Annotated in this window: 18 protein-coding genes and 1 pseudogene; 14 read left to right on the top strand and 5 right to left on the bottom strand. The window is 27.9% G+C overall.

Annotated elements, in window-relative coordinates:
* Nucleotides 1-19: 19 nt before the first annotated feature.
* The 4 genes from tolA (at nucleotide 20) to ybgF (ending at nucleotide 3363) form a co-directional block, all read left to right on the top strand.
* Nucleotides 20-595, top strand: a complete 576-nt coding sequence (tolA, locus tag GN160_RS00545) for a cell envelope integrity protein TolA (RefSeq protein ID WP_192380501.1) — start codon at nucleotides 20-22, stop codon at nucleotides 593-595.
* A 109-nt stretch (nucleotides 596-704) separates the two neighbouring features.
* Nucleotides 705-2018: a Tol-Pal system beta propeller repeat protein TolB gene (gene tolB / locus GN160_RS00540; RefSeq protein ID WP_192380499.1), complete on the top strand. Its 1314-nt coding sequence runs from the start codon at nucleotides 705-707 to the stop codon at nucleotides 2016-2018.
* Nucleotides 2019-2078: 60 nt separating this feature from the next.
* A complete protein-coding gene (pal, locus tag GN160_RS00535) occupies nucleotides 2079-2588 on the top strand; it encodes a peptidoglycan-associated lipoprotein Pal (protein ID WP_192380497.1) in 510 nt (169 codons plus the stop codon).
* A gap of 13 nt (nucleotides 2589-2601) precedes the next feature.
* The gene (gene ybgF / locus GN160_RS00530) at nucleotides 2602-3363 is read left to right on the top strand and encodes a tol-pal system protein YbgF (RefSeq protein ID WP_192380495.1); all 762 of its coding nucleotides are present in this window, start codon (nucleotides 2602-2604) and stop codon (nucleotides 3361-3363) included.
* Between the two features lie 463 nt (nucleotides 3364-3826).
* Here ybgF and gpmA read toward each other — a convergent pair whose 3' ends face one another.
* A complete protein-coding gene (gene gpmA / locus GN160_RS00525; protein ID WP_192380493.1) occupies nucleotides 3827-4525 on the bottom strand; it encodes a 2,3-diphosphoglycerate-dependent phosphoglycerate mutase in 699 nt (232 codons plus the stop codon).
* A gap of 175 nt (nucleotides 4526-4700) precedes the next feature.
* Here gpmA and GN160_RS00520 point away from each other — a divergent pair, with 175 nt between their 5' ends.
* Nucleotides 4701-5714 (top strand): beta-propeller fold lactonase family protein, encoded by a 1014-nt coding sequence (locus GN160_RS00520; protein WP_192380491.1) that lies wholly within the window; start codon nucleotides 4701-4703, stop codon nucleotides 5712-5714.
* A 175-nt stretch (nucleotides 5715-5889) separates the two neighbouring features.
* Nucleotides 5890-6600, top strand: a complete 711-nt coding sequence (locus tag GN160_RS00515) for a Bax inhibitor-1/YccA family protein (RefSeq protein ID WP_192380490.1) — start codon at nucleotides 5890-5892, stop codon at nucleotides 6598-6600.
* Between the two features lie 183 nt (nucleotides 6601-6783).
* On the opposite strand, the gene ychF is transcribed toward GN160_RS00515, so the two are convergent.
* From ychF to ispE, 4 genes are all read right to left on the bottom strand, one after another.
* Complete coding sequence (gene ychF, locus GN160_RS00510; RefSeq protein ID WP_192380488.1) at nucleotides 6784-7845, bottom strand: redox-regulated ATPase YchF; 1062 nt, start codon at nucleotides 7843-7845, stop codon at nucleotides 6784-6786.
* 73 nt (nucleotides 7846-7918) lie between these two features.
* Nucleotides 7919-8500, bottom strand: a complete 582-nt coding sequence (gene pth, locus GN160_RS00505) for an aminoacyl-tRNA hydrolase (RefSeq protein ID WP_192380486.1) — start codon at nucleotides 8498-8500, stop codon at nucleotides 7919-7921.
* A gap of 83 nt (nucleotides 8501-8583) precedes the next feature.
* Nucleotides 8584-9522 carry a ribose-phosphate pyrophosphokinase gene (locus GN160_RS00500; RefSeq protein ID WP_192380484.1) on the bottom strand — a complete coding sequence of 313 codons (939 nt, stop codon included), beginning with the start codon at nucleotides 9520-9522 and terminating at the stop codon, nucleotides 8584-8586.
* Nucleotides 9523-9563: 41 nt separating this feature from the next.
* Nucleotides 9564-10409, bottom strand: a complete 846-nt coding sequence (gene ispE, locus GN160_RS00495) for a 4-(cytidine 5'-diphospho)-2-C-methyl-D-erythritol kinase (protein WP_192380482.1) — start codon at nucleotides 10407-10409, stop codon at nucleotides 9564-9566.
* 531 nt (nucleotides 10410-10940) lie between these two features.
* Between ispE and prfA the strand changes: the two genes are divergently transcribed.
* The 8 genes and pseudogenes from prfA (at nucleotide 10941) to pheS (ending at nucleotide 17820) form a co-directional block, all read left to right on the top strand.
* On the top strand, nucleotides 10941-12008 hold the full coding sequence (prfA, locus tag GN160_RS00490; RefSeq protein WP_192380480.1) for a peptide chain release factor 1: 1068 nt from the start codon (nucleotides 10941-10943) through the stop codon (nucleotides 12006-12008).
* Between the two features lie 16 nt (nucleotides 12009-12024).
* Nucleotides 12025-12861 (top strand): peptide chain release factor N(5)-glutamine methyltransferase, encoded by an 837-nt coding sequence (gene prmC, locus GN160_RS00485; RefSeq protein ID WP_192380478.1) that lies wholly within the window; start codon nucleotides 12025-12027, stop codon nucleotides 12859-12861.
* Between the two features lie 217 nt (nucleotides 12862-13078).
* On the top strand, nucleotides 13079-13930 hold the full coding sequence (gene kdsA, locus GN160_RS00480) for a 3-deoxy-8-phosphooctulonate synthase (protein ID WP_192380477.1): 852 nt from the start codon (nucleotides 13079-13081) through the stop codon (nucleotides 13928-13930).
* 256 nt (nucleotides 13931-14186) lie between these two features.
* Nucleotides 14187-15389, top strand: a pseudogene (gene thrS, locus GN160_RS00475) (threonine--tRNA ligase); the annotation flags it as partial.
* Between the two features lie 3 nt (nucleotides 15390-15392).
* Nucleotides 15393-15932, top strand: coding sequence for a translation initiation factor IF-3 (infC, locus tag GN160_RS00470; RefSeq protein ID WP_192380850.1), 540 nt, complete (start codon nucleotides 15393-15395; stop codon nucleotides 15930-15932).
* 78 nt (nucleotides 15933-16010) lie between these two features.
* Entirely contained in the window at nucleotides 16011-16208 is a 198-nt protein-coding gene (rpmI, locus tag GN160_RS00465; protein WP_192380474.1) for a 50S ribosomal protein L35, read from the top strand.
* Nucleotides 16209-16277: 69 nt separating this feature from the next.
* A complete protein-coding gene (rplT, locus tag GN160_RS00460) occupies nucleotides 16278-16631 on the top strand; it encodes a 50S ribosomal protein L20 (protein ID WP_192380473.1) in 354 nt (117 codons plus the stop codon).
* 181 nt (nucleotides 16632-16812) lie between these two features.
* Nucleotides 16813-17820, top strand: coding sequence for a phenylalanine--tRNA ligase subunit alpha (gene pheS, locus GN160_RS00455; RefSeq protein WP_192380472.1), 1008 nt, complete (start codon nucleotides 16813-16815; stop codon nucleotides 17818-17820).
* Nucleotide 17821 lies beyond the last annotated feature (1 nt).

Here is a 17821-nt window from a genome sequence, read left to right as displayed (position 1 = left end):
TGAATCGATAAATATCAATATGATAGATTTTCCTAAAACGGTTGGTAATAATGATTATGATAAACAAAGTATACAGAAATCTAGAATCTTGAAAAAAAAATTAGTTAATGTTAATAACGATCGTTTTGATCAAATACAAGATTTTAAAAGGAAAAAGGTTGATGATAATGTTCTTAAAAAAATCATAATAAACACTACAAAAAAAGAAAATAATTACTTAAAAACAAATTTTGACGTAGATGATTTATTGGATAAATTAAGTAACAATAAAGGCATGCGATCTAATTCTTATATCTCTGAAAAAAAAAGTCTTAATAACATAGAATGTAATTTAGTCACGGAATATAAAAAAAAAATACATAAAGCTATCAGTGATAAATTCTATAATGCTTCCAATTATATTGGTTTAACTTGCGATTTGCAAATCAAGATAACAGCTGATGGTAGGTTAGTTAATATAATTTCTGCTATTGGTGATCCGTCTTTGTGTCAATCCGCGATATTAGCAGCAAAATTAGCAATTATCCCTAAGCCACCAAATCATCGTATTTATACTTTATTTCAAGATACGACAATTAGATTTTCACCTAAATAACTCTAAAGTTGGTGATAAATATGATACTTCATTAAGGTTTTAGTTGATAAATCTAAAGCAATTACTTAATATTATTGATATGATTTTTTTATAAAATAGTTTTGGAAATATGCAATTCAGATTAGTATCTTTAGTTGTTTTGTTTTTATTAATATATAATGTAAATTTTGGATATGCGCAAGTATATATCGAGATTACACAAGGTGTGAATTCAGCATATCCAATAGGGATCGTGCCTTTTGAATGGAAAGGAATAGATGAACAACCAGAAGATATCAGTAAAATCATTAGTAATGATTTTTGTAATACTGGAAAGTTTCAAGTATTGTCTGAGTCTCTTCTACCTCAAAAACCATTCAATACTTCCGAAGTTCAGCCTGCTCTTTGGGTGTCATTAGATATTAATGCTATTATAATAGGTCAATTAGAAAAAAAAGGTAATGATTCTTATGATATTGCTTATCAATTGATTGATATTGCAGGACAAACTAGTACGGTCCTTTTACGTAATAAATATAATGTAAATAAAGAATGGTTACGACATGTAGCACATGTTATTAGTAATGAAGTATTTAAAAAATTGACAGGAATCCAAGGTTCTTTTTGTACACGGATTGCTTATGTGGCAAGAATTAATAAAAAAAATCAATGTCTTTATGAATTGTGGGTTGCAGATTACGACGGTTATAATCCAGTCGTCATAAATCGCTCATTGGAACCATTAATGTCCCCGGCTTGGTCGGCAGATGGTGATAATTTAGCGTATGTAACTTTTGTAAATAAACATGCGGTACTTGTGATACATACTTTGAGTAATGGGATTATTCGTCAAATAGTGAATTTTTCACAGCATAATGGTGCTCCTGCTTTTTCTCCTGACGGTAAGAAATTAGCTTTTGCTTCATCGAACACAGGAAGTTTAAATATTTATATAATAGATTTAATATCTAAAAACATTCATCAAATTACAAATAGTCGCAACAATAGTACTGAACCTAGTTGGTTTCCAGATGGCCAAAATTTAGTTTATACTTCTGATCAAGGAGGAAATCCTCAAATATATAAAATTAATGCCAATGGAGGAAATTCCCAGAGATTATCTTGGTCAGGTATTAGTAATCAAAATGCCATCGTTAGTATGGATGGTAAATTTTTAATCTTAATTAATAAGAACAATGATAACATGCAACATGTGGCTAGGTTAAATTTAACTACAGGGGTAACACAAATATTAACAAATACATTATTGGATGAGACTCCTAGTATTTCTCCTAATGGCTTCATGATTATCTATAGCGCTATGCAGAATGGTGAGATATATTCATTACAGTTAGTTTCAATTGATGGAATATTTAAAGCTTATTTGCCTACAATTAACAAAAATGAAGATGTTAGATTTCCTGCTTGGTCACCATTTTTATGATGGTAAAAATTTTCAATTTAGTCAAATATATTTAGCACAACACAAAAAGGAATAACTAAAATGCAATCAGTTCAAATATCAAAGTTATTAAGCAAATTATTATTATTAATTTTGATAATTTCAATCGCTTCTTGCGTTCCCAATAAAAAAATAATTAATAATAGTATTGTAACGCATGATGAAATCCAAAAAAATTCTACAGATGAAAAAATTATTTTAAAAATACAAGAATTACGCAAGAATAATACAATCTATTTTGGTTTAGATAAGTACAATATCATTTATGAGTTTGCTAAAATATTGGATGAACATGCTGTTTTTTTATCTAATAATCCATCATTTAAAGTTATTATTGAGGGGCATGCTGATGAACGTGGTACTCCAGAATATAATATTGCTTTAGGAGAACGTCGTGCAAATTCTGTAAAAATGTACCTTCAAATTAGAGGTGTATTAAATAATCAAATAAAGATAGTATCTTACGGCAAAGAAAAACCTGTAGTATCAGAGCATAACGAAGAAGCTTATGCTAAAAATCGTCGCGCTGTACTTGTGTATCTTAATAACTAAATCTTATTAAAAAATGAGTTATGATTTTTTATTGAGAATATTAATTTTAAGTTTTAGCGTAATGCATTGGTGTTCAGTCGCTAAAGTTTCTGTAAAAAAAATAAATATTCCTTCCGTGGATGAGAAAGTCTTTCAAATAGAACGAATATGTATTGCTCACAGTCAATGTTTAGTTGAATTACAACAACAATTATTAAATAATCAAGAAGAAATTAATTTATTACGTGGACAAATTCAGGAAAACCAATATCAACTAAAGTTGATAGTTGGTAAACAAAATAATATTTTTCAACAGATCAACAAATTAATTAATGATATTGATAAAAGCAGCATCCCTTCCCACAAGAAAGAGTCTCCTACACAAAAAGAACAAACAAAATCTATTATTAATTCGAATAATAAAAGTATTCACGATGCTTACCATGCAGCTTTATCGTTAGTTATTAGGCAAAAACAACATGATAAAGCCATTATAGCATTTCAGAATTTTTTACAAAATTATCCGAATTCTATTTATTCACCCAATGTACATTATTGGTTAGGACAGTTGAATTACAACAAAGGCAAACAAGAAGATGCTTCTTATTATTTTGCTATAATAGCGAAAAAATATCCTAAATCTTCGAAGGCACCTGATGCTTTATTAAAACTTGGTATTATTATGCAAAACAAAGGGCAAAAAGACAAAGCGAAAGCAATATATCAACGAATTAATAAATTATATCCTCATAGTGATGCTGCTAAGCAAATACAAAAGCATCTAACACAACTTTGAAATTTGTTATAAATTGTCTATGACTTTTTATTTTAATGTTTGATTTTATCAAATATCTTAAATCAAATTAAATATACGAATTAATAGCGTTTTAATTAATTTTTTTTGATTACATTAATATTATTTGAATACGAATATATCTTTAATTAAATTAAATACAACTATCTATATTTATAGAATGGAAACATATCAGACTATAAAATTTTGACTTCAGTTATTATAATATGTTACATTACAAATTTTGCGAGTTTTGCTTGGTTTCTGAATGTTACTTTGATAAATAAGTATTCTAGGTCGTTTAGTCATTTTATTGAAACTGAGTCTTACTTAATTTCGGATAAGACGCAAGGATCGCGTTCCGAACTAACCGATAGTTTTTGTTGCACATTTATACATGTGAGGTCCCATTTTATTCTGATCTTTTCACGTTATCTCTTATATAATAAAACAGTAGTTAATTGTTTCAGTTTAGATTCAAAAAATAGTGACTGACAATTTGCATTTTGTCATCGAACTCATATATTAAGGGCGTTGCTGTAGGTACATTCAATTGGAAAATTTCTTCTTCATCCTTCAGATTATTTAATAAGACTATCATGGCTCGTATAGAGTTACCGTGAGCAACTATAACTAACTTTCTTCCACGCTTTATGTTAGGTAAGATATTATAATTTAAACACAGACGTACTCGATTTATGGTAGAAGACAAACTTTCGGAATCAGGTAGCTGATTTAAGCCATTGTTCATATAACGAAGATCATATCCTAAATTTTCATTATTAATAATTTTAGGCGGAGCAACATTTAAACTACGCCGCCATTGCTGTACTTTATCATTTCCAAATTTTTTAATTGTTTCAGCTTTATTTAATCCTTGCAGCATACCATAATGACGTTCATTGAGTCTCCAATGTTTCCTAATTGGCAACCATGCTTGATCTAATTCGTCAATTATAAGCCACAAAGTGTGAATGGCGCGTTTTAATACTGAAGTATATCCACGATCAAATATAAATCCTTTATTTTTCAGTATCTTGCCAGCCCGTTTAGCTTCAACACGACCTTGATCAGACAAATCAACATCTACCCAACCAGTAAATCTGTTTTCTCTATTCCATTGACTTTCTCCGTGTCTAACCATAACTAATTTGGTGATAGTCATATTGTTTCTAACAATCTTTAATGCCTTAATATTTAAAATAGTTATTATTGTGTAAGTTATTTAGAATTTAAATTGATTAAACTGTACTTTAAGTATAGTATCAAATTCTATTATACTGTATAACGATTAATGGTATGATTCAAGGATTATTTATGAATAAGTTTATGCACATAGAATGACACAAATTTTTTACGTTTCTATTCCGAACATTCAAAAGCTTTACGTATATTCCATTAACTATAGTGGTCTGCTAACGTTATTGCAAATACTAAATACTCCCGGAAATGCACAACCGCTAACGATTCATCCAAATAAAAGAGTTTTGTATATAGGTATCCGTCCTGTTTTTAGTATTATTGGTTATAAAATTAATAAATATGGCACATTAATTGCAATAAAGGATAAAATATCGTTACCTGGAAGTCCCACTTATTTATCTATAGACAATTATCAAAAAAAATTATTTTGCGCTTTATATCATAATAATTCAATTGCAGTTATTAAGCTAACTCAAGAAGGTAAGTTTATTAAACCAATTAAAATATTAAAAGGATTGATTAAATGTCATTCCGTTAATGTGGAAAAAAATAATGATAATAGTAGATTATGGGTTCCATGTTTAGGAGAAGATTGTATTCGTATTTTTGACATTTCTTTAACAAAAGAATTTATTAAGTATTCATTCTTAGTGAAAATTAAAAAATACTCTGGCCCTCGTCACATGGTATTTAGTAATCACGAAAAGTATGCTTATGTTATCAATGAACTTAATAGTACTGTTAGTGTTATTGACATTCATAGTGATTACTATAAACCTAAAATTATTCAAACTTTAAATATTATACCTAGATGTTATGATGAAACACATTGGGCTGCGAATATTCATGTTACTCCTAATAATCGTTGGTTATATTGTTCCGATCGCGCCGCTAATATCATTAGTTACTTTAAAGTATTTTCTAATGGAACATTGAAATTTATTGGATATGAACCCATGGATGATCAACAACCTGGAAGCTTCGCAATTGATAATACAGGGTGTTATTTAATAGTAGCTAATCAAAAAGGTAAAAATATTTCTGTTTATACTATTCTATGTAACGGATATTTAAAATTATTATCTAGATATAATTTGGATTCAGAACCTATGTGGGTAATCTTTTTAAATACAACGAATAATAGTTATTAATTAAATAAATTTTCCTTGAAAATTTAAAACATTTTGAAAAATAATCTTGTATTAAGTTATTTTTATATGTTATGCTTTCGTGGATCGTAATTAAGTGTGTAATTGATTTTTGAAATACACGTTTAAGATTTCTGTACAGTCTTTATTTCATTTTACTTATTAAAGGTGAGTTATTATGGATAGATTCCCTCGTTTTCATACTACTTTTGAAGAACGAATTAAAAGCATAGTCCAACCGTTTATGGCTCAAGTTTTTGGTTGGATGACTTGTGGTTTATTATTAACAAGTTTTGTTGCTTGGTATACTTCAATTACGCCAGCTGTATTGCAGTTAATTTTTTCTAATCAAGTTGTTTTTTTCAGTTTAGTTATTGGGCAATTGGTACTGGTGTTTATTTTATCTGGAATAGTAACTAAACTTAGTGCTTCTTTGGCTACGACTTTATTTATGTTATATTCAGTGTTAACTGGGTTAACTTTGTCTAGCATTTTTATTGTTTATACCGCTTCTTCTATTGCTGGCACTTTTTTGGTTGCTGCTGGGATGTTTGGTGGAATGGCTTTGTATGGTTATACTACTAAAACGGATTTAAGTAGTTTCGGTAATTTATTATTAATGGCGGTTATTGGACTTATGTTAGCATCATTGTTGAATTTATGGATGAGTAGTACACCTTTGATGTGGTTAATTACTTATGTTGGTATTGTAGTGTTTGTAGGATTAACTGCTTATGATACTCAAAAGTTAAAATCTATTGGTTCTTCGTTGTCAATGGAAGATCACGAAAAATTCCGTACCTATTCTATTATAGGTGCTTTGACTCTCTATCTTGATTTTATTAATCTATTTTTAATGATGTTACGTATTTTTGGCAATAGACGTTAAAACATTTGATTATGGGTTCTTGTTTGAAAGTATACAGATTTGGGATAGAGGAAAGAGAGATTTTGTCCTTCAAATAAAAAATAAAGAAAAAGAAGAAGGACATCTCTGCTCTTTTTGTGTTGCATGTTTTTGTTTCGTTTTCAATATTTGCTAATTGTTTAAAATACAGGGAATAGTTTCATTTTATCTATGAATGATCTTTATTACATCTCCATCTTTAACTTGGTAATTTTTTCCTCCAAAAAAGACTTTTCCTGCTTTTTTGGATTTTTGCTCTCCCTCATAATTTAGAAAATCGTTAAATTTGATGATTTGTGCGCAAATAAATTTTTGTGCAAAATCACTATGTATTTTTCTAGCAGCTTGAAGAACAGTATTACATGCAGGAATTGTCCACGATCGAACTTCCTTTTTATTTACAGTAAAAAAAGTTTGTAAATTTAATAATTTGTAAATTACATTAATTAACTGATTAATAGTTTTTATCTTATCATTGTGCCCATCTTGTATTGATGTTATACAAAATTTATGTAGTATAGAACCGTCAATTTCAGCAATTTTTTTTATTTTTTTTAAGTAATGTTTTTTCAAATCTTGTTTTTCTTTAAAATTAATTAAATACAAATTTGGTTTTAATGTAAAAAAACGATAATTATCAATAATGTTTCTTTCTTCTTCAGTGATTTTTAATTGACGTAACATTAAATTTTTATCTAAATAATCTAAACATTTATGAATTACCGATAAACGTAAATAGTTGTATTTTTCATTTTCTTTCTTTTTGTGGGATTGAAGATATAATGTAAGAAAATTTACAATACTCTCACATTTTATTATATCAGTTAAAATAAGTTCATCATTAATAATCTTTATATCTTTAATAGGATTTATTTCGTTATTTATGTGAATTATGGAATCATCATTAAAAAAACGTATAACATGAATAATAGCATCGGCATTACTAATATAATTAAGAGATTTATTTCCTAATCCTTCTCCTTGAGAAAAACCTTTAATTAACCCTGCTATATCGATTAATTCTATTTCAGTTGGTACTATTAACCGTGGATTAACAATTTTAGCTAGTCTATTTAAACGTTGATCTATTATTAATACTCTAGCAACATTAGGTTTAACAGTTGAAAAGGGGAAATTAGCTGATTTTACGTTAGAATTAGTTAATATATTAAATAGGGTAGATTTTCCTACGTTGGGTAAACCAATAATGCCGTATGATGCGACCATATCTGATTAGCATAATCCTATAATAAGAGGAAAGAAGTTAAAATTTATTATTAGTAATATTATTAATTGATGCTCAATTAATAATATTACTATGCAGTTTATTCATCACTTGTATTATATTTTTATTCACCACATACTCAGTATAATTTATAACTTTATTGAGTATATTATGAATAGTTTGTTTTTCGTTGAATGGTGGTTTACTAAGAACGAAGTTTACTATTTCACTATTATGCTTTGGACGTCCTATCCCAATGCGTAGTCTGTAAAATTGATTACAACCTAATTTATTTATTATATTTTTTAAACCATTATGTCCAGCATGGCTACCACCGAATTTAAGCTTTATAATGCCAGGCATTAAATCTAGTTCATCGTGTACAATTAAAATATTTGCAGGAAGAAAATTATAAAAAGAAGACATAGCTGCAACTGCTTCACCACTAAGATTCATGTAAGTAGTAGGTATCAATAGATGAATGAGATTATTAAAAATTACAAATTTTCCAACAAGACTAGAAAACTGTTTCTTTTTCACAAAAGATAATTTATAACGCTTAGCTAGTAAATTTACATAATAAGACCCTAAATTATGTCTAGTGCCATCATATTTACATCCATAATTACCAAGACCCACGATTAGTTTTATTAACATTTTAAATTTGTAATAAATTTTAATATTTTAGTTATTATAATATAAAACCAAATTGTATTTTAAGATTTTTAAAAAATTAAAAATTAATGTTCAAACATGGCAGAAATTGATTCCTCATTACTAATACGACGTATAGTTTCTGCTAACATTTTTGAAAGAGTTAGAACTCGTATATTTGATAATGTCTTAATATTAGAATTTAACGGTATTGAATCGCAAATAATTATTTCATCAATTATTGATTCTTTAAAATTTTTATAAGCATTACCAGAAAATATGGGATGAGTTGCATAGGCAAAAACCCTTTTTGCTCCTCTTTCTTTAAGAGCCTCTGCCGCTTTACATAATGTTCCTCCTGTATCTATCATATCATCTATTAATATGCAATCACGATTAGTTACATCACCTATTACGTGCATAACTTGAGCGATATTAATTCGTGGCCTGCGTTTATCTATAATAGCGATATCAACATCATTAAATAATTTAGCAATCGCGCGAGCTCTTATTACTCCGCCAATATCCGGAGATACTACAATAGGATTATACAAATTCTGCCGTGTCATATCATCTAAAAGAACAGAACTACCAAAAACGTTGTCTACTGGTACATCAAAAAACCCCTGTATTTGTTCTGTATGTAAATCTACAGTTAAAATACGATCAACACCTACGTTAGAGAGAAGATCTGCCACAACTCTAGAAGTGATAGGAACTCGTGCAGAACGTACTCTGCGGTCTTGCCTAGCATACCCAAAGTATGGTATTACCGCTGTAATACGACCAGCCGATGCACGCCTTAGCGCATCTACCATAACAACTAATTCCATAATATTATCATTAGTTGGAGCGCAAGTGGATTGAATAATAAATATGTCTCCACCACGCACGTTCTCATTAATTTGCACATTAACTTCTCCATCACTAAATCGTCCAACAGAAGCTTTACCTAAATTAATAGATAGATTTCTAACAATTAGTTTGGCTAATTCTGGAGTAGCATTGCCTGTAAAAATTTTCATGACTAATAAATAATCCAAAAAAATAACTTAGTAAATAAAACTCATGGTAACATTCTATGCAATGGAGATACATTAATACCTTGAGCTATAAAATTACGTGTTTCAGAAGAGACTATTTTTTGAATTTCAATGGCGCTGTTTTTATCATTAAATTCAGCAAATATACAAGAACCAGTTCCTGTAAGTCTTGTTGGAGCGTATTTAGATAACCATGCTATATATTGATCAATTATAGGAAATTTTTTTCTTACTAATGATTCACAATCATTATGAAATGGTTTATTTAGTAAATTAACAATAGGAGAATGAATTGAATTTCTTGTTAACTCCTTGTGATTGAAAATCAAATGAGTTGAAATACTAATTGGAAGTATCAATACTAAATACCATTTTTTAGCATAATTCATTGGAGTTAATATTTCTCCAATACCTTCAACAATAGACGTGTGTCCGTATATAAAAGCAGGAATGTCTGATCCTAATCTTAAACCTAATTTTGCTAATGTTTTTAAACTTAATCTAGTTCTCCATTGTTTATTTAATGCTATAAGTGTTGTAGCAGCATTTGAGGATCCACCTCCCAATCCACCACCTATAGGCAATACTTTATTTAAGTAAATATTTGCTCCTAATACATTTTTTTTATTTTTTTGCCAGCAATAAAGTTGTAATAATCTTGCAGCGCGCATAATTAAGTTGTATTTGTTTTTTATTTTAACCATAGAACTAAATAAGTTTATTTTCCCATTATTAGTTATAGAAATACTTATATCATCACCATAATTGATGAATTGAAATAAAGTTTGAAGCATATGATACCCATCTAAACGGCGACCAATAATATATAAGAACAAATTCAGCTTAGCAGGTGATGGCCATTTTATCATATGACTAGAAAAATTTTTTTTTGAATTTAATTACGATAGTTAAAAAACCAGAACTTACTTTAACAAACATGAATTTGATTCTAATGTTAGAATCAAATTCATGTTTGTTAATTTTATATAATTGTTCTAAATATTTTCGATTTCTATTTAATAAATGTTAAGTTCTTGTCATACTCATCTTAAAATTTAAAATTGTTTAAATATTATCCAAATATCTTATTCTTTATAGGATTAAGTGATTAATAACTTACATTTCAATTTTAATGTATCATATACATAAATAAATATAACCAATAAAAAATTTATAATAATAACAAACATGGTATTTTGAATATATATCATGACGTAAGATATATAAGTATATATTTTAACTAATTTTATGTAAAATTTATTTTATAACCGTATTATAATTCAATTATCTATTTATTAGTAAAAAAGAATTATTAACTGAATAAAATATATAATAAATCCAAGAATAACATTCAAAATAATAAAATTGAAATTTCTGTGTGAACATTAACAAATATTATTATGAAGCTTCCTGTAATAAATAGACTAAAACAATTGCAATATCGTTTCAAAGAAATAGAAACATTACTTAATTGCACAAATACTAAATCAAATCAAAAAAAAATTTTTTCATTATCTAAAGAATATGCAAAATTAAATGATATTATAATTCTTTTCGAAAATTGGTTGAAAGCTAAAAAAGAAATCAACGAAATGAAACAAATGCTTACAGATCAAGAATTACACGATTTAGTATTAGATGAAATAGAAAAAACCAAAATAAAAAAAAATAAAATTGAACAACAAATACAAATTTTCTTACTACCAAAAGAACCTGATGATAATCGGGGTTGTTTTATTGAAATTAGGGCAGGAACTGGTGGTCATGAAGCTTCTTTGTTTGCAGGACAATTATTTCGAATGTATACTCGTTATTTAGAATCTAAATGTTGGAAAATAGAAATTATTAACGTTAATGAAAGCGAATATGGTGGATATAAGGAAATAATAATTAAAATTCCTCATAAAGGTGCATATGGTAAATTAAAATTTGAATCTGGAGGTCATCGAGTTCAAAGGGTACCTGATACGGAATCACAAGGTAGAATTCATACTTCTACTTGTACTATAGCCGTAATACCTGAAATACCTATTGTAGAGTTACCTGTTATTGATATTAATGAATTGAGGATAGATACATTTCGTTCATCTGGAGCTGGAGGACAACATGTTAATACTACTGATTCAGCTGTTCGTATTACTCATTTACCAACTGGTATGACAGTAGAATGTCAAGATGAAAGGTCACAACATAAAAACAAAGCTAAAGCATTAGCTATATTAGGTTCTCGTTTACATAACCTTAAAATACAGAGACAACGGGAAAAAGATACCTTAACTAGACGTCGTTTATTAGGTACAGGTGATCGTTCAGATAGAATACGTACTTATAATTTTCAACAAGGCCGAGTTACAGATCATCGTATTAATTTAACTCTATATAAACTTAATGAAATAATAGAAGGAAAATTAGATTTATTAATTTTACCTATTTCGCAAAAATATGAAATAAATCAATTAAAAACATAATTATATATAAAATTAAATGAATTGGAAACAATGGTTACAGTGGGCTAATATACAATTATTACAAGTTTCTACAACACCGAAACTTGACGCTGAAATTATTTTAAGCAAAACGCTTGGTAAGTCACGGACTTTTTTATTGGCTTTTGGAGAAACAAAACTTAATTTTATTGAAAAGTCTTGTCTTGATAAGCTGCTTCTTCGAAGACAAAAAATGGAACCTATTGCTTATATAACGGGTGTACAAGAATTCTGGTCTTTAAATATTCAAGTTTATCATAATATTTTTATTCCTCGTCCAGATACAGAAATATTAGTGGAACAAGTATTGAATCTATTTACAATTTCTAAAATTAGGATGTTGGATTTAGGTACTGGTACTGGCGCTATTTCTTTAGCAATAGCTTCCGAACAGCCAGATTGGAAAATAATAGCTATAGATTGTCAAATACAAGCCATTAATCTTGCACGTATTAACGCTTTTTATTTAAATTGCAAAAATATATTATTTTTACACGGAAATTGGTTTGATTTACTACAAGGAATTCATTTTGATGTAATAGTAAGTAATCCACCATATATTGATATTAAAGATCCATATTTTTCTCCTAAAAATTTAGATTTTGAATCTAAAAAATCTTTAATCTCTGAAGAAAATGGTTTGGCAGATTTAAAATATATCATTCAACATTCAAGTTTATATTTATTACATGGTGGATGGTTAATATTAGAACATGGATGGAGACAGGGAGAATGTGTACGTAAATTATTTTATGATTCAAAATTTAAAAATATTACTACATTTTATGATTACAATAGCTATGAACGAATCACTCGTGGTCAATGGTTGAACTGAAACAAAAGAAAAAATAAGATATAAGTTATTTTATTACAAATTTTAATTTAATGTTAATTTTTGATATCTAGTATATTTATTAGTATTTTAAATTTTATAAAATATTATGAATTTTATTTAATTCAAAGAAAAGTAAAAAATTTATTTAAATATTAATATCTTTTATTAAATTTTACTATTGTATAATTTACAATAAAATATAAAATAATTAAAATATATGAAACAACTAGTGATTAATATTGGTGGCATTAAAATGGCTAATAATTTGCCTTTTGTGTTATTTGGTGGAATAAACGTATTAGAATCACGTGATTTAGCCATGTATGTTTGCGAGCATTATGTTAATATAACCCAAAAATTAGGTATTCCTTATGTTTTTAAATCTTCGTTTGACAAAGCAAATCGTTCTTCATTTCATTCCTATAGAGGTCCTGGCTTAGAGCGAGGGATTGAAATATTTAAAGAACTTAAAAAAACTTTTGGAGTTCGAATTCTAACTGATATTCATGAACCTTATCAAGCAAAAAGTATTGCTAAAATAGCAGATGTTATTCAATTGCCTGCTTTTTTAGCACGACAAACAGATTTAGTTTCTGCAATAGCAAAAACTAATTTGGTAATTAATATAAAAAAGCCACAATTCATCAGTCCCGAACAAATGATTAATATTGTGAATAAATTTCGTGAATTTGGTAATTCTCGACTTATCTTATGTGATAGAGGTAGTAGTTTTGGATACGACAATCTAATAGTAGATATTTTAGGGTTTAAAGTAATGAGCGAAAAATCTGGAGGATGTCCAATTATGATAGATGTTAATCATGCATCACAAATCAGAGATCCATTATCCTCTATAAGCGGGGGAAGAAGAAAACAGGTAAACGACCTAGCTCGTGCTTGTATAGCGGTGGGAATCGCAGGTTTATTTCTTGAATCACATCCTAATCCAGATGACGCTAAATGTGATGGAGCATCAGCATTACCATTAGATAAACTGGAGCCTTTTTTAAACCAAATTAAAGCAGTAGATGAGTTAGTGAAATCATTTTCCAACTTAAATATCGAATGATAAACATTTGTGATCCGTATCTAAAATTAAGAACAGATGCCTTAAAGATTTGTAATTTTGCCTTAAAAATTAAGGGTTGCCAAGACATCAAAATTTCAAACATACTAGAATCACTAAATATTAATTTTTCTTATAAATTTATTAATAAATTTATAAGAAAAATTAATATTATCTAACTATTCATGTATAATATCAAAACTAATAACTAAATCACTAAAATACAATTTTTATACTTACGATCAAAATGGATATTGGTGATCATCGTAAACTAAATAAACAATTAGATCTCTATCATATACAGGAAGAAGCACCTGGAATGATTTTTTGGCATAATAATGGTTGGATTATTTTACATGAATTAGAAAAATTTATAAGAACAAAACTAAAAAATTATGAATACCAGGAAGTGCGAACACCTATAATGATTGATCATGTTTTATGGAAAAAAACGGGTCATTGGGAAAATTATGCAGAACATATATTCTCTACTATGTCAGAAAATCATACGTATTGTATAAAACCTATGAATTGCCCTGGACATGTTCAAATATTTAACCATAAGATAAGATCTTATAAAGATTTACCGCTACGTATAGCAGAATTTGGTAGTTGTCATCGCAATGAACCTTCTGGATCCTTACATGGATTAATGAGAGTTCAAAGTTTTATTCAAGATGATGCTCATATTTTCTGCACTAAATCTCAAATACATGATGAAATTAAAAACTGTATAAAAATGATGTATGATGTGTATGGTACGTTTGGATTTAATAAAATTTCAGTGAAACTTTCCACTCGACCAGAAAAACGTATTGGAGACGATTCAATATGGGATCTGGCTGAGAATAATTTATCTAGCATCTTAACAGAAATTGGTGTATCGTTTGAGTATCAAAAATTTGAGGGAGCATTTTATGGTCCTAAAATTGAATTTACTTTACTTGATTGTTTAAATCGTAATTGGCAGTGTGGTACGGTACAACTAGATTTTTCTCTTCCACGTCGATTAAACGCTTTTTATATCAATAAAAATAACAGACGTGTTGTGCCAATAATGATTCATAGAGCTATTTTAGGATCTATCGAGCGCTTTATAGGTATCTTAACAGAAGAATATTCTGGTTTTTATCCAACTTGGTTAGCTCCTATACAGGTAGTTTTAATGAATATTACTTCAAAACAGTCAAAATATGTTTCAAAATTAGCAAATAAAATGTCAAAAAAAAATATTAGAGTAAAATTGGATTTAAGAAATGAAAAAATAAATTTTAAAATTAGGGAACATACTTTATGTCGTGTACCTTATATGTTAATTTGTGGTAATGAAGAAATGAATATAAAAAAAGTATCCGTACGTACATTTCGCGGGAAAACATTAGGACATTATGACATTAATACATTTATAAAAAAAGTATTATGTGAAATTAAAAATTACAATCTTAATCAACTGGAGGAGTAATTTATTAAAGGTAGCAAAAAAAATCAGCTGATACGCCCTAATCGTATTAATCAAGACATTCGTGCTAATGAAATAAGATTAACAGATATAAATGGTAATCAAATTGGTATCGTTAGTTTATATGAAGCTCTTAAGAGAGCTCAAACAGCCGGAGTGGATTTGGTTGAAGTTAGTTCTAGTTCTTTACCTCCTGTATGTCGTTTAATGAACTACGGAAAATTTCTTTATGAAAAAAATAAATCTTTTAAAGAACAAAGAAAAAAACAAAAAATTATTCAAGTTAAAGAAATAAAATTTAGACCAGGAACTGAAGAAGCTGATTATCAAGTGAAGTTACGTCATTCAATACGTTTCCTTAACGATGGTGATAAAATAAAAATAACTTTAAGATTTCGTGGAGGAGAAATAATTCACCAACAAATAGGTTTTGAAATATTAAATCGTATTCGTAAAGACTTAGAACATATATCAATAATTGAATATATTTCTGATAAAATTGAAGGCAAGCAATTAATTATGATTTTGCTTCCTAAAAAAAAATAACAAATCTACATTAAGATAAGCAATATCGTATGCCTATAATGAAATTTATATTATTTATGTTTCATAGAAAAAATGAATATGCCAAAATTTAAAACAGTTCAAAGTTTTAAAAAAAGATTTAAGAAAACATCTTCTGGTGGATTTAAGTATAAACATGCTTATTTACGACATATCTTAACCAAAAAATCTAGTAAACGTAAGAGCCGTTTGCGACATAAATCTATGATTTCTAAAAGTAATTTGTTTTTAATTGCAAAATGTTTGCCTTATATTTAAAATTTTATTTTGATTATTAATTAAATTTAATAGGGATTACTTATATAATATGGGAGATATAATGTAACAATGGTACGTAGTAGAAATAGTGTTGTTTCGCGGATGCGTCATAAAAAAATAATAAAACAAGCAAAAGGTTACTACGGTGCACGTTCACGCACATATCGTGCTGCTTTTCAAGCCGTTATTAAAGCTAATCAATATTCTTATCGTGATCGACGACAAAAAAAACGACAATTTCGTAGATTATGGATTTCAAGAATTAATGCTGCAGCTAGACTAAATGGAATATCTTATAGTAAATTAATTAACAATTTTAAAAGACATTCAATCGAAGTTAATCGCAAAATTCTCGCAAATATAGCATTTTTAGATAAAGATGCCTTCGAAAGCTTAGTAAATGCATCAAAAATACAACAATAAACACGTTAAAATGGAGTTTATTGTTGTATTTATAGTTGTTGGTAAATTTTTTGTTTTATTTTGAAATCAAATTTATAGTTATTTTAATGAATAAGATGATTTAAATTTAATTAATTGTAAAACAACCAAAGCGAAATTAAACAATAAAAATTCAATAATATGTAATAAGAATATCTACGTTATGGTAATCCAACAAAAAATTAAAAAATCAAATCTGCAAGATTTAATTAAACAAGCAGAGCAATCAATTCAGCAATCTCATAACTTGAGTGCATTAGAATCGGTACGTATTGCTTTTTTAGGCAAAAATGGATATATAAATCAACAAATAGTACTAATGCGTAATTTAAATTCTATACAAAAAGCAGAAATAGGTAATATTATTAATAACGTTAAAAAAACAATTAAAAAGTTGTTATATATACGAAAAAATATATTAGAATCTATCTTAATACAAGAAAGGCTATTAAAAGAAAAAATTGACATATCATTACCAGGACGAAAAAAGACAAAGGGTAGATTGCATCCTTTAACTTTAACCAATATAAAAATTAAAAATTTTTTTGAAAAACTAAATTTTACTATAGTAGAAGGCCCGGAAATAGAAGACGATTATCATAATTTCAGCGCTTTAAATATTCCTGTGCATCATCCATCTCGTACTGAGCAGGACACTTTTTGGTTAGATGATACCCGATTATTGCGTACCCAAACTTCTGGGATACAAATTCGTGTCATGAAATCACAAAAACCACCTATACGTATTATTACATATGGTCGCGTCTATCGTAAGGATTACGATAAAACGCATACCCCAATGTTCCATCAGATAGAAGGATTAATGATTGATAATTATAGTAAATTTACCGATTTAAAAGGCATATTATATGATTTTTTAAATTATTTTTTCACAAAAAATATAAAAATCCGTTTCAGACCGTCTTATTTTCCATTTACAGAACCTTCGGCAGAAATAGATATAACGAGAGAAAAAGATCATTGGTTAGAAATATTAGGTTGTGGTATGGTGCATCCTAGTATACTGCAAAACATGAATATTGACTCAGAAAAATTTTCAGGTTTTGCTTTTGGTATGGGAGTAGAAAGATTAACTATGTTAAATTATAACGTGACAGATTTACGAACATTTTTTAAGAATGATATACGTTTTTTACAACAATTTAAATAAT

Source organism: Blochmannia endosymbiont of Colobopsis nipponica, from assembly GCF_014857065.1.
Lineage (GTDB): Bacteria > Pseudomonadota > Gammaproteobacteria > Enterobacterales > Enterobacteriaceae > Blochmanniella.
This window is presented reverse-complemented; position numbering and strand designations above follow the sequence as displayed.

Excerpts from the sequence above, each read along its gene's own strand:
- tolA (WP_192380501.1), top strand. The coding sequence starts at position 20 with ATGATAGATTTTCCTAAAACGGTTGGTAATAATGATTATGATAAACAA.
- tolB (WP_192380499.1), top strand. The coding sequence starts at position 705 with ATGCAATTCAGATTAGTATCTTTAGTTGTTTTGTTTTTATTAATATAT.
- pal (WP_192380497.1), top strand. The coding sequence starts at position 2,079 with ATGCAATCAGTTCAAATATCAAAGTTATTAAGCAAATTATTATTATTA.
- ybgF (WP_192380495.1), top strand. The coding sequence starts at position 2,602 with ATGAGTTATGATTTTTTATTGAGAATATTAATTTTAAGTTTTAGCGTA.
- gpmA (WP_192380493.1), bottom strand. The coding sequence starts at position 4,525 with ATGACTATCACCAAATTAGTTATGGTTAGACACGGAGAAAGTCAATGG.
- GN160_RS00520 (WP_192380491.1), top strand. The coding sequence starts at position 4,701 with ATGACACAAATTTTTTACGTTTCTATTCCGAACATTCAAAAGCTTTAC.
- GN160_RS00515 (WP_192380490.1), top strand. The coding sequence starts at position 5,890 with ATGGATAGATTCCCTCGTTTTCATACTACTTTTGAAGAACGAATTAAA.
- ychF (WP_192380488.1), bottom strand. The coding sequence starts at position 7,845 with ATGGTCGCATCATACGGCATTATTGGTTTACCCAACGTAGGAAAATCT.
- pth (WP_192380486.1), bottom strand. The coding sequence starts at position 8,500 with ATGTTAATAAAACTAATCGTGGGTCTTGGTAATTATGGATGTAAATAT.
- GN160_RS00500 (WP_192380484.1), bottom strand. The coding sequence starts at position 9,522 with ATGAAAATTTTTACAGGCAATGCTACTCCAGAATTAGCCAAACTAATT.
- ispE (WP_192380482.1), bottom strand. The coding sequence starts at position 10,409 with ATGATAAAATGGCCATCACCTGCTAAGCTGAATTTGTTCTTATATATT.
- prfA (WP_192380480.1), top strand. The coding sequence starts at position 10,941 with ATGAAGCTTCCTGTAATAAATAGACTAAAACAATTGCAATATCGTTTC.
- prmC (WP_192380478.1), top strand. The coding sequence starts at position 12,025 with ATGAATTGGAAACAATGGTTACAGTGGGCTAATATACAATTATTACAA.
- kdsA (WP_192380477.1), top strand. The coding sequence starts at position 13,079 with ATGAAACAACTAGTGATTAATATTGGTGGCATTAAAATGGCTAATAAT.
- rpmI (WP_192380474.1), top strand. The coding sequence starts at position 16,011 with ATGCCAAAATTTAAAACAGTTCAAAGTTTTAAAAAAAGATTTAAGAAA.
- rplT (WP_192380473.1), top strand. The coding sequence starts at position 16,278 with ATGGTACGTAGTAGAAATAGTGTTGTTTCGCGGATGCGTCATAAAAAA.
- pheS (WP_192380472.1), top strand. The coding sequence starts at position 16,813 with ATGGTAATCCAACAAAAAATTAAAAAATCAAATCTGCAAGATTTAATT.